The organism is Aminipila sp. (assembly GCF_032051575.1).
Taxonomy (GTDB): Bacteria; Bacillota; Clostridia; order Peptostreptococcales; family Anaerovoracaceae; genus Aminipila.
This window is the reverse complement of the sequence record NZ_DAMBYD010000003.1, coordinates 375620-387560: the sequence shown is the minus strand read 5'-3', so window position 1 is coordinate 387560 and position 11941 is coordinate 375620. Positions and strand designations below refer to the sequence as shown.

Annotated in this window: 12 protein-coding genes and 1 pseudogene; 12 read left to right on the top strand and 1 reads right to left on the bottom strand. The window is 37.9% G+C overall.

Going from position 1 to position 11941, the window contains the following annotated elements:
* The 3 genes and pseudogenes from RTW14_RS05920 to RTW14_RS05910 all read left to right on the top strand — a co-directional run.
* Positions 1–211 (top strand): annotated as a pseudogene (locus RTW14_RS05920) (succinyl-CoA--3-ketoacid-CoA transferase); the annotation flags it as partial.
* Positions 212–236: 25 nt separating this feature from the next.
* Entirely contained in the window at positions 237–1169 is a 933-nt protein-coding gene (locus RTW14_RS05915; protein ID WP_312648767.1) for a 3-hydroxyacyl-CoA dehydrogenase family protein, read from the top strand.
* 134 nt (positions 1170–1303) lie between these two features.
* On the top strand, positions 1304–1954 hold the full coding sequence (locus RTW14_RS05910; RefSeq protein ID WP_312648766.1) for an HAD-IA family hydrolase: 651 nt from the start codon (positions 1304–1306) through the stop codon (positions 1952–1954).
* A gap of 76 nt (positions 1955–2030) precedes the next feature.
* Here the strand turns inward: RTW14_RS05910 and RTW14_RS05905 are convergent, their stop codons facing one another.
* Complete coding sequence (locus tag RTW14_RS05905) at positions 2031–3248, bottom strand: glycosyltransferase (RefSeq protein WP_312648765.1); 1218 nt, start codon at positions 3246–3248, stop codon at positions 2031–2033.
* A gap of 287 nt (positions 3249–3535) precedes the next feature.
* Between RTW14_RS05905 and RTW14_RS05900 the strand changes: the two genes are divergently transcribed.
* From RTW14_RS05900 to RTW14_RS05855, 9 genes are all read left to right on the top strand, one after another.
* Positions 3536–4540 carry a 3-oxoacyl-ACP synthase III family protein gene (locus RTW14_RS05900; RefSeq protein WP_312648764.1) on the top strand — a complete coding sequence of 335 codons (1005 nt, stop codon included), beginning with the start codon at positions 3536–3538 and terminating at the stop codon, positions 4538–4540.
* 20 nt (positions 4541–4560) lie between these two features.
* Positions 4561–5508 carry an enoyl-[acyl-carrier-protein] reductase FabK gene (gene fabK / locus RTW14_RS05895; RefSeq protein WP_331654408.1) on the top strand — a complete coding sequence of 316 codons (948 nt, stop codon included), beginning with the start codon at positions 4561–4563 and terminating at the stop codon, positions 5506–5508.
* A gap of 15 nt (positions 5509–5523) precedes the next feature.
* Entirely contained in the window at positions 5524–6519 is a 996-nt protein-coding gene (locus RTW14_RS05890; RefSeq protein WP_312648763.1) for an ACP S-malonyltransferase, read from the top strand.
* A 72-nt stretch (positions 6520–6591) separates the two neighbouring features.
* Positions 6592–7332, top strand: a complete 741-nt coding sequence (fabG, locus tag RTW14_RS05885) for a 3-oxoacyl-[acyl-carrier-protein] reductase (RefSeq protein WP_312648762.1) — start codon at positions 6592–6594, stop codon at positions 7330–7332.
* A 12-nt stretch (positions 7333–7344) separates the two neighbouring features.
* On the top strand, positions 7345–8586 hold the full coding sequence (gene fabF / locus RTW14_RS05880) for a beta-ketoacyl-ACP synthase II (protein ID WP_312648781.1): 1242 nt from the start codon (positions 7345–7347) through the stop codon (positions 8584–8586).
* Between the two features lie 104 nt (positions 8587–8690).
* Positions 8691–9116 (top strand): 3-hydroxyacyl-ACP dehydratase FabZ, encoded by a 426-nt coding sequence (fabZ, locus tag RTW14_RS05875; protein WP_331654406.1) that lies wholly within the window; start codon positions 8691–8693, stop codon positions 9114–9116.
* Positions 9117–9133: 17 nt separating this feature from the next.
* Entirely contained in the window at positions 9134–10654 is a 1521-nt protein-coding gene (locus RTW14_RS05865; RefSeq protein WP_331654405.1) for a nitronate monooxygenase, read from the top strand.
* Between the two features lie 331 nt (positions 10655–10985).
* Positions 10986–11567, top strand: a complete 582-nt coding sequence (locus RTW14_RS05860) for a phage tail protein (protein WP_312648761.1) — start codon at positions 10986–10988, stop codon at positions 11565–11567.
* Positions 11568–11582: 15 nt separating this feature from the next.
* On the top strand, positions 11583–11933 hold the full coding sequence (locus RTW14_RS05855) for a phage tail protein (RefSeq protein ID WP_312648760.1): 351 nt from the start codon (positions 11583–11585) through the stop codon (positions 11931–11933).
* Positions 11934–11941: the final 8 nt, after the last annotated feature.

Sequence of the window (11941 nt, the reverse complement as noted above, 5' to 3'; positions counted from 1 at the left end):
TGCACATAAAATTCTAAAGGAATGCACACTTCCTTATACAGCATTAAAAGTAGTAAATATGATTATTACTGAAATGGGCGTAATGGAAATTACTGATAAGGGTATCTTACTTACAGAATTACACCCTGATTATACTTTGGACGACATTAAGGCTGCAACAGGCTGCCAATTAATCATAAGCCCAGATTTAAAGCCTATGGAAGAAGAATAGTTAAGTTATAGGAGGTATCCAATTTATGAGACAATGTAAAAATGTTGTAATAGCAGGGGCTGGCTTAATGGGAACGTCTATGGCTCAGATTTTTGCACAGCTGGGATATGATGTTATAATCTATGATGTGATAGAAGCTGCTATAGAAAAAAGCAAGAACTTAATTAGAATCAATCAGGAGGAGCAAGTCAAAACAGGAGAATTAACTTTTAAGGAGTCAGAAGAACTTCAGGGAAGATTAAGCCATACCTGTGAAAAAGGATGTTTTACTGAATGCGATTTGGTGGTTGAATCCATTATAGAAAAAATGGAAATCAAGCATTTATTTTGGAAAGAAGTTTCTACATTAGTACCAGAAGATGCAGTACTGGCATCCAACACCTCTGGATTATCCATAACAGAGATTGCAAAGGTAATTCATAAGCCGGAACGTTTTGCTGGTATGCACTGGTTCAACCCTGCGCATTTAATTCCTTTAATTGAAATTATAAAAGGAGATGAAAGTGCAGATGAGACAGTTGATTATCTGTATGATTTGTCAATAACAATTGGCAAAGAGCCTATTAGAGTAAATAAAGATGTCCCTGGCTTTATAGCAAACAGAATTCAACTGGCGATTTTAAGGGAATCCTTGTACCTAGTTGAAAATAATGTAGGCAGTTTTGAAGATATTGATAAATGTATGAAGTATGCACTGGGATTCAGATATGCCTGCCTTGGACCTTTTGAAGTTTGTGATATGGGTGGACTTGATACCTTCTATCACATAGCCGAGTATTTAAATAAAGACCTTTCAGATGCCAAAGAACCTCAGAGAATCTTAAAGGAATTGTATGAGGAAGGACATTATGGTGTAAAGGCTAAGGCGGGATTTTATGATTATAGTGATGGCAAAGACGAAGAAGCAATAAGAAGGCGTGATGAACTTTATATCAAAGTTAGTAAATTGTTAAAATAGTAGATTAATAAATCGCTAAAAAGGCAGATGCAAAAATGTATCTGCCTTTTTAGACATCCTATGCGGGCTGCGGGTCTTGTATAAGTATAATAATTATGATAGAATAGCCAAGAAATGAAGTTAGGGAGAGAACAATGAACAAGATAAATACTATATTATTTGACTTTGATGGAACAGTAATGAATACAAATGAACTTATCTTAGGTTCATGGCAGCATACATTTAAGGCTATAACAGGAAAGGAAGGGGACAGAGAGGCTATCCACAGAACCTTTGGAGAGACATTAGCTAAGAGCATGGGAGAATTTTTCCCAGAATTTCCGTTAGAAGAAGCAATTGAAATTTATAGAGGCTATCAAGTCGGCAGATTTGCTGATGCTATCTCACCGTTTCCGGGAATGATTGAGTTAATTAGGGAACTAAACTTACAGGGATATAAAACAGCAGTTGTTACTTCAAGATTAAGACCAACCACAATGGAGGGGCTTGAAAAATATAAACTGCATAATGTATTTGATGCAATTGTAACCATGGAAGATTGTACAAAGCATAAGCCTGATCCTGAACCAGCGTTAATTGCATTAGAAAAACTGGGTTCAAAACCAGAGGAAGCAATGATGATTGGTGATAGCAAATTTGATATTGGCTGTGCTAACAATGCAGGAGTTACCTCTGTCCTTGTAGATTGGGCAGTTGCTATATATGATAAAGAGAAAGAAGGAATGTTTAAGCCAGATTATGTAATCAAAAATGCTGAAAAAGTTCTGGAGATTTTAAATGCATAGTCTAAGTTCCTAAATATAAAGGGTATGTCAGTAGTGACATACCCTTTCGTTTTAAACATTATATGTTAGGTACAGACTATATGGATTCCTGAGCACGTCTCCTTAGCACAGGTATAAGTCTCACTGGAAGCGGAAGATGACCAGGGAAGGTATCTACTGCTGCTTCATAGACTTTTGCCACCTGCTTTCCAAAAGCCTCCTTAGAGTAAGATTCTGCGGAAGCTGCAGCATTTTCACAAAGAACTGAATAGCTATCCTTATCACGGAGAACTGATAGAAGCTTATCTATAAACTCTGCTGACGTGTCAAATGAAAATCCATTATGGCCTTCTATTAAAACATTTTCCAGACACTGGTCATATTTACATAAAAGAGGAATACCGCTGGCTAATGCTTCAATATAAGTGAGCCCTTGAGCTTCACTTTGTGAAGCACAGATAAATAATTTACCTAACTGAAAATATTCAGGAACTAAATCTGGAGAAATCATACCTGTAAAAATTACATTCTTCTGAAGCTTCATGTTGATAACAAGTTCCCTTAGTGCATCTTCATAAGGACCGCCACCCACAATCAGCAGAACGATGTCAGGATGGGATTTCGCTAAAATCTGCATATTATCAAGAAGTTCATCTATATTCTTCTCAATAGCAAGTCTGCCGATACTTACGATAACGGTTTTATTAGCAGTTATCCCATATTGTGAAAGCAGTTCACTGCGACGATTGTCAGAAATACGGTTTCTATATTTATCAAGATTTATTCCTGTAGGTATGGTTATAATTGGATTTTCAATACCATAGGAAAGTAATAAATCACGAGCTTTATTTGTAGGCGTTATAACATAGTCAGTAGCATTTATTGCACGATTCGAGCCAAAAAGTACTAAACTCTTACTTATGCGTTTACTTCTTAAAATGTAATGTGTATAATCTTCATAAATTGTATGATAAGTGTGGACGATAGGAATGTTTAGCTTAAGAGCAATGTATTTTGCAAAATAGAATGAGACCCATTCACATTGCGAATGTATAATATCAGGCTGCCATTGTAAAATTTCGGGTAAGTATTTGCTATGAAAATTGTAAGTAGCCCTAGCTTGAGGATATATTTTTACTTTAAATGACTTGAGATAGTAGGTATCATCTTCAAAGTGCTGATGTCCATCAGGAGAGAGTGTCAACACCCGTACCTCATGTCCTGCCTTCTCTAATTCAGATTTTAAATTTATTACGGAGGTAACAACCCCGTTTATAACCGGTTTGTACCAATCAGTCGTTATTAATATTTTCATTTTTTTTTAATCCCTCCTAAATTCCCACTATATATTGTTTCATACATTGGTGCGAAAGTCTATTAAATATTTATTAAGTTTTCGTAAGATTACTAAAAATAATAAAAAATATATATTCTTTTATTGGAAACTAATAATAAGTGAGTGATATTTGACTTGAGTATTGCGTTGTTGTTTGATTTTGAATAGAAATTAAGTTTACTTGACTTTTATAAGCAATCAAAATATAATATAATAAAATAATTTGATAATCAAAATAATTATTGAACGATAAAAAGGAGGCTACATTGGGAATAAGTATAAAAAATACTGGAAAAGCAGTACCTAAGTTAGTAGTGAAGAATGATGATTTAAATAGATTTGTAGAGACAGACAATGACTGGATCGTTGCAAGAACGGGAATTACAGAAAGAAGAATTGCTACCAGTGAATCAGGACTAGATTTAGCAGTTTCCGCAGCTAAATTAGCTTTGGATGGAGAGAACTATGATGATATAGGGTTGGTAATCGTTGCAACAGTAACACCAGACAAGTTGGTTCCCTCTATGGGCGCATTGGTGAAGAGAGAACTAGGTCTTGCGAATGCTGTTGCTTTTGATATTAGTACGGCCTGCAGTGGTTTTATTTATGGAATATGGATTGCAGAAGCCCTTATTAAGAATGGTATGGTAGATAAAGTTAATGGCGTTAGTACAAACACCATAAATAAAGCTTTAATTATAGGTGTGGAACGATTGAGCAGAATTGTTGATTGGACAGATAGAAGCACATGCATTCTTTTTGGAGATGGAGCGGGTGCGGCATTACTGGAAAATAATCCACAGGAAAAAGGAATCCTTTCTTCTTTTGTAAAAAATTATGATGATACGACAAATTCTTTGACTTGTGGAATGGAGTTTTCAAAAACACCATTTACAGATGATAGCTTAGATAATCCTGAAAAACAGAGTTTATCCATGCATGGCAGCCAGGTATTTAAGTTTGCAGTAAATGCTATTGGTGAAGTTATGGAAAAATCTTTAGAACTGGCAGGACTAACAGCAGATGATATCGCTTACTATGTTCCACATCAGGCAAATCTAAGAATTATTTTATCTGCGGCTAAAAAATTTAAGCAGCCAATAGAAAAATTTCAAATTAGTCTGAATGAGACAGGAAATGTGTCCGCAGCAAGCGTACCTATGGCATTATATGATATAATAGATACAGGAAAAATTAAAAAAGGCGATAAGATAATGCTTATGGGCTTTGGCGGAGGCTTAAGCGCAGGGGCAGTTATCTTTGAAATGTAAATAATTCAGGAGGAATATGTATGAACGACGTATGTCAGATTTTAGGAACAGAATATCCAATCATACAAGGAGCTATGGCTAGAATAGCAGAAAGCTCATTAGCAGCAGCAGTTAGTAATGGCGGTGGACTTGGTATAATTGCAAGTGGAGGATATGATGCGGACTGGCTTAGAAATGAGATAAAAAAGGTAAGGAAACTTACAGATAAACCTTTTGGGGTAAATCTTATGCTTCTTATGCCAAATATAGATGAACTGATTGAAGTGGTTTGTGAAGAAAAGGTTCCTGTAGTTACAACAGGTGCAGGCAATCCAGGCAAGTATATAAAGACTCTTAAGGAAGCTGGAGTAAAAGTGATTCCAGTAGTTGCTTCTGTAGCTCTTGCAGTGAGAGTTGAAAGAGCCGGTGCAGACGCAGTTATTGCAGAAGGTACGGAAGCGGGAGGTCATATTGGAGAAATTGCGACTATGGCACTAACACCACAAGTCGTTGATGCAGTGTCCATCCCGGTTATTGCAGCAGGTGGTATTGCAGATGGCAGAGGCGTGGCTGCTGTATATATGCTGGGTGCAAAAGGTATTCAGGTGGGTACGAGATTTGTAGTGGCAAAGGAATGCATTGTTTCACCGAACTATAAAGCTGCGATTATTAAGGCGAAAGATACCGATACCTGTGCAACAGGAAGATCGACAGGACATCCGATCAGAGTTATAAAGAATAAGTTAGCTAGAGAAATTCTGGCAATAGAAAAAGCAAGTAGTACAGGGGAAGAAGCTCAAGCTGCAATTGATAAGGTTGGTATTGGTGCTTTGAGTGCAGCAGTATTTGATGGAGATGTTGAACGTGGTTCTGTTATGTCAGGGCAGATTGCGGGTATTGTAATGAAGGAACAGCCGGCCGCAGAAATCATTGCTGAAATGTTTGAAGAGGCAAAAAAAATTTACGTTGATAGAGTATCTTTATTTTAGGAGGTTATCAAAAGTATGAAAATTGGATTGATTTTTGCTGGGCAGGGGGCTCAGTATACTGGAATGGGAAAAGAATTATATGACAATTCCAGTAGGGCTAAAGAAATAATGAATTTAGCTGGAGAACAAGTTAAAGAATGGTGTTTTGAGGGAACTAAGGAGATGCTTAGACAAACTCACATTACACAGCCATGTATTTATACAGTAACAATGGCAGCTTACGAAGCCTTATTAGAAGAAATAGAAAAGCAGGATTCTGATTTACTTAATTCTCTTGAAATTGTAGGCCTTGCAGGCTTCAGTTTAGGCGAATATGCAGCATTGACCGCAGCTGGTTCTATTACAGACATAAGAAAAGGTATGGAGATAGTTACCCACCGAGGTACATGGATGAATGAAGCCGGACTTGGAGAAGATGGCGTGCAGAGAGGCAGTATGGTTGCCGCTTTTGGAGATAGAAAGGCAATTTTAGATTGTGTAGATGATGTTAAAGAAGATGGAGTTTTGCAAGGCGTAAATTTCAATTCGCCAGTACAGACAGTTGTAGCTGGGGATAAGGAATCTTTGGAACGATTTAAAGCAGAAGCTAAGGCTAGAAAGATAAAAGCTATTCCACTTAGTGTTGGAACTGCATTTCACAGCAAGATGATGGCACCGGCAGCTGCAAAACTGCAAGATTTTCTTATGGATTGTGATTTAAAAGCACCAAACAAAAAGGTCTACTCAGATATAACAGCAGAAGACATGATGAAAGGTGCAGAAGGGTTAGATGAGGCTGGCGTAAGTAAATTTATTGCAGAATTGATGGGTAAGCAGGCTATGAGTCCTGTTTATTGGCAAGAGATTATTGAAAACATGGCAGCAGATGGAGTGGAATGTGTTATCGAAATCGGGCCAGGAACAACTCTTTGCGGGATTGTAAAAAAGATTAAAGAAGATATGCTTACATTACATGTTCAGGACATGGAAAGTTTACAAAATACAGTAAAAACTTTAATTGAAAATAAATAATAACTGCAGATTAGCAATTAGATTTTGCATTATAGCAAAAATGTTGTATGAATCTGTATGCGGAGGTAAGAAATGTTAAAAGGTAAAAGTGCAATTATTACAGGTGGCGTTAGAGGTATCGGTAAAGCAATTGCAGAAGTATTTTGCAAGAATGGTGCAAATGTACTTTTATGCTATAGAAGCAATGATGCGGCAGCAGAAAAGACTCAGGATGAACTTGCTCAGTATGGTACAAAAGTAGAAATCCTAAAAGGAGACGTAGCAGACTCTGCTTTTGCTGTAGAAGCTGTGGCAAAGGCAAAATTAGATTTTGGAAGAATTGACATTTTAGTGAATAACGCAGGAATTACAAAAGATAAACTACTTATTCAAATGAAAGATGAAGATTTTGATTCAGTTGTAGATACAAATTTAAAAGGCTCTTACTATTTCTTGAAAGAAGCTAGTAGTGTAATGATTAAACAGAGGGCAGGAAGTATCATAAATCTTTCCTCTATTGTAGGAGTAAAGGGTAATCCAGGTCAGGTTAACTATTCAGCGTCAAAGGCAGGCATTATTGGTATGACCATGTCAGCTGCTAAGGAACTTGGCAGAAGAAATGTCAGAGTGAATGCAATTGCGCCAGGGTCAATTGAAACAGATATGACGGATGCACTTACTGATGACCAGAGAGCTAAGATGAATGCAACTATAAGTCTTGGAAGAATGGGACAGCCTGAGGACATTGCAAATGTGGCCCTGTTCTTAGCTAGTGATATGTCACAGTATGTTACAGCACAGACTATATGTGTTGATGGTGGAATGAGTATTTAAAATTTGGAGGAAATTATGAAAAGAGTTGTTATAACAGGACTTGGGGCAATAACGCCCGTTGGAAATAATACTTCCGATTTTTGGGAAGGTATTAAAAATGGTAAAAATGGAATCGATAAGATTACACTTTTAGATACCACTTATCAGAAAGCAATCATGGGTGGAGAAGTAAAAGACTTCGAGTACGAAGATAAAAGAGCCGCTAAAAGATTAGACAGATCATCACAGTTTGGACTGACTGCTGCTAAGGAAGCCATTGAAGATAGCGGAATTGTAAGTGGAGAAAACGTGAATCCACATCGTTTTGGAGTTGTTGCAGGTACTGGTATTGGCGGTGTTATGACTTTAGAAGCTGAAGCTAAAAAGGCAGCACTTAAGGGTGATGAAAAAGGTACTTCAAGAGTATCCGCGTTACTCGTTCCTATGGTGATACCAAATATTTTAGCAGGAAATATTTCTATTGCTTTTCAGGCGAAGGCAACAAGCCTTGGTATTGTAACTGCTTGTTCAGCGGGAACACACAGTTTAGGGGAAGCTTTCAGATACATTAAACACGGTTATGCAGATGTTATGCTAGCTGGTGGTGCTGAAGCAGCATTTTCGCCAGTTTGTTTCTCAGGATTTGCAAATATGACTGCTTTGTCAACCAAAAAAGATAAAGACAGATGTTCAACTCCTTTTGATAAGGAAAGAGATGGATTTGTAATGGGTGAGGGCTCTGGCTTCCTTGTTCTTGAGGAAATGGAGCATGCACTAGCAAGAGGAGCAAAGATTTATGGTGAAGTGGTAGGTTATGGTACTACTTGTGATGCTTATCATGTAACATCACCATCTCCGTCAGGCGAAGGCGCTGCTGCTGCAATGCAGATGGCTATTGAAGAAGCTGGCATTCAGGCTGCAGACGTTGATTACATTAACGCACATGGAACAGGGACTCCATACAATGATGAATTTGAAACAAAAGCAATAAAATTAGTTTTTGGTAATGATACAAAGGTGCCTGTAAGCTCAACGAAGAGTATGACAGGGCATTTACTTGGTGCAGCCGGAGCAATTGAAGCAGTTATTTGTGTTAAGGCTCTTGGTGATGATTTTGTTCCACCGACTATTAATTATAAAGTTCCTGATGAAGAGTTAGACCTTGACTATGTCCCAAATGAAGGAAGAGCTAAGGAACTTAACTATGTTATGTCAAATTCACTTGGATTTGGCGGGCACAATGGAACAATACTATTAAAGAAGTTTGTAAAATAAATTTTGTGATAATATATTAAAATGTGTGTAAAAGATAAATAATAAAACATAAGCCACAAGCAAATCCAGAAAATTGTTTATGTGCTTCGGAAAGGAACAACTACATGTTAATGAACAGAGAACAAATTATGGAAATAATTCCCCATAGAGATCCGTTCCTTTTAATTGATGAAATTGAAGAAATGGAAGAAGGCAAGAGCATTACAGCGATAAAGTATGTAAGAGAAGAAGAATACTATTTTGCAGGCCATTTCCCCCAGGAAAAAGTAATGCCCGGTGTACTAATCGTAGAAGCTTTGGCACAGGCAGGCGCAGTTGCAATTTTGTCTATGCCGGAACATCGAGGTAAGATTGCGTATTTTGGTGCCATCAAAGAGGCCAGATTCCGCCAAAAGGTTTTTCCTGGAGATACACTGCGTCTGCATGTAGAGCTAGACCGCCTTCGCAGCAACTCTGGAAAAGGAGTAGCGACGGCTTATTTAGAAGATAAGGTGGCCTGTAAATGTGAAATCACTTTTGCTATAGGCTGATAGACAAGGAGCAGAAGGTGGAGAAAAATACTAAACTAAACGAGATACTAGTCAGCCTTATGAATAGTGTTTTAAAGGTTGAAGAACAAGCATTAAAAGAATCAACTAATGTTGACCTTTCTATAACAGAAATTCACACACTTGAAGCGATTGGCATTGGAAAATTAAAAACCATGACCCAAGTAGCAGGTTCCTTGAAAATTAGTGTCAGCACGTTGACAGTAGCCATAAATAGACTGGTAAAAAAGGGATATGTAGACAGATGTAGAATTCCTGAGGATAGAAGAATAGTAAAAATTGGCCTTACAGATGCAGGAATTAGTGTGGTTGAAGAGCATCAGACTTTTCATACAAACATGATTAAGGATATAACGGCAAATATGGCTGATTCTGAAATCGATGTGCTTCTAAAATCATTAGAAGGGCTAAGGGATTTTTTTAGAATGCAGCTTATAAAGCCTGTTAGAAGTGAGGGACCTATGGAACTTAAACCAATGAATATGAATGGACTAGAAATACCTATACCTATATTTCAAGGTGGCATGGGTATAGGAGTTTCTATGTGGAAACTGGCTGCAGCAGTAGCAAAATGCGGCGGCGTTGGCATTATATCTGCGGCACAACCGGGATATATGGAAGAGGACTTTTATACAGATCCTCTATCTGCAAATGTGAGAGGAATAAAAAGAGAAGTTGAGCTTGCTGTAAATGCAGTTAAAGATGTACCAGGGGCAGGACCAATTGGCATAAATATGATGTGCGTCGGCAGAAACTATGATGAAATAATAGTGGCTGCTGTTGAGGCAGGAGCTAAGGTTATCGTTTCTGGAGCAGGTCTTCCTACTTCACTTCCTGGTGTCGTAAAAGGAAAAGACGTTAAACTTATACCGATTGTTTCCTCTGCAAGAGCAGCAGCTTTGATTATAAAAAGCTGGGCTAGAAAGCATAACAGGATGCCGGATGGCTTTGTGTTTGAAGGCCCTAAAGCTGGGGGGCATTTAGGTTTTAAAGAGGAACAGCTGGAAATAGCGGATGAGAACTATTATAAGACCATTATGGAAATTAAAGCGGAGATAGCAAGTATTCCAGAATGTAAACTAATTGTCGGCGGCGGCATTTTTACAAGAGATGACGTTGAGAAGGCGTTATCCTATGGTGCAGATGGAGTTCAGGTCGGAACGAAATTTGTCGCTACAGAAGAATGTGATGCTCCTGAAAGCTTTAAACAGGCGTATGTTAATTGTACTAAAGACGATATTGCAATTATAAAAAGCCCTGTAGGTATGCCGGGCAGAGCCATAAAAAATAAGTTTGTCACAAATGTTGCAGAGAAACAAGAAAAACAACCAATTAAACGTTGTAATGGATGCATGACAGCATGTAATCCAAGAGTTGCGCCGTACTGTATCACAGAGGCCTTAATAGCAGCTGCAAGTGGTGATGCTGAAAATGGACTTGTGTTCTGTGGCAGTAATGCTTATTTAGTAGATAAAATAGTAAAGGTCAGTGACGTATTTGCAGAATTGACTGGTGAATAATATGAAAAGATTTGAGAGTCCGAGTGTGAGGTTATAGATTTCACACTGGGGCTTTTTTAATATAATTCATGTCAAATGAATGGTTTACTATTGTAGTGAATATGATTTTAGGGGTGGATTGAAAAAGAAAAACTTCTAAATTGAAAAAAACTACCCAAAGGGTAGTAGGAAAAAAGAAAAATTTACGGCACAATACTATTGTATGACTTTTTATTTTGGAGAGGCGAAAGAAATGAAAAAAGTCAAGACGTATCTATACGTATAGTGTTAATTGGAATTTCCGCCACTGAAGTATTTCAGTTGGTCCAGAAATAATAAAGGAGGAACTTTAATGATAAGAAAAAAAATAGCAACGGTGATGCTGATGGCACTCCTTGTGTGTACAGCGTTTTCAGCAAGTGTGACGCCAGCATATGCAGACTCACAAAGTTTCGTAGGAGAGATACAGCTATTTCCCTATGGCTTTGCACCATTAGGATGGACAGAATGTACAGGGCAGACTATGGCTATTCAGACCAACACTGCGCTGTTTTCACTTATAGGAACATATTTTGGTGGTAATGGGACAACAACCTTTGCATTACCTGATATGAGAGGGATGGAGCCTATAAAGAATATGAGCTACTATATTGAAATGCAAGGAATATTTCCTACGCGTGATGATGGAGACAACGGGGATTATATTGGAGAAATCAAGCTTTTTCCCTACAATTTTGATCCCAGCGGATATATTCATTGCGATGGGAGGCTATTAAACATTGCTCAATATGACACACTATTTGCCTTAATTGGAACTACCTATGGCGGTGATGGGATGACAACCTTTGCACTGCCTGATATGCGCAGTATGGAGCCCAATCAATATACAAGATATTGTATCAATCCAATGGGTGTATTCCCAAGCCAGAATTAGAAGGGAGAAGGTATGATGAAAAAAAGATTAATATCTAAAATTATTATAATGGCAATTGTTCTAAGTAGCATGATGGTTCTTAATGTTGGCCCGTCGTATGCAGAAGCAGGAGAACAATTTCTTGGTGAAGTCCATCTGATGTCCTTTAATTATGCGCCTAAAGGCTGGGCATTGTGCCGTGGACAAATATTAAATATCAATCAAAATCAGGCATTATATGCTCTAATAGGAATAAAATATGGAGGTAACGGAGTAACAACCTTTGCTTTACCAAATTTGGAAGCAGCTGAGCCACAAGTTGGGCAGGCGGGTTACGGGATGCATTACTGCATAGCTCTTCAGGGAATATTCCCATCACGTAATTAAATAAGGGG

Coding starts and splice junctions, on each gene's coding strand:
- RTW14_RS05915 (WP_312648767.1), top strand. CDS start 237: ATGAGACAATGTAAAAATGTTGTAATAGCAGGGGCTGGCTTAATGGGA.
- RTW14_RS05910 (WP_312648766.1), top strand. CDS start 1,304: ATGAACAAGATAAATACTATATTATTTGACTTTGATGGAACAGTAATG.
- fabG (WP_312648762.1), top strand. CDS start 6,592: ATGTTAAAAGGTAAAAGTGCAATTATTACAGGTGGCGTTAGAGGTATC.
- RTW14_RS05860 (WP_312648761.1), top strand. CDS start 10,986: ATGATAAGAAAAAAAATAGCAACGGTGATGCTGATGGCACTCCTTGTG.
- RTW14_RS05890 (WP_312648763.1), top strand. CDS start 5,524: ATGAAAATTGGATTGATTTTTGCTGGGCAGGGGGCTCAGTATACTGGA.
- RTW14_RS05905 (WP_312648765.1), bottom strand. CDS start 3,248: ATGAAAATATTAATAACGACTGATTGGTACAAACCGGTTATAAACGGG.
- fabZ (WP_331654406.1), top strand. CDS start 8,691: ATGTTAATGAACAGAGAACAAATTATGGAAATAATTCCCCATAGAGAT.
- RTW14_RS05855 (WP_312648760.1), top strand. CDS start 11,583: ATGAAAAAAAGATTAATATCTAAAATTATTATAATGGCAATTGTTCTA.
- fabK (WP_331654408.1), top strand. CDS start 4,561: ATGAACGACGTATGTCAGATTTTAGGAACAGAATATCCAATCATACAA.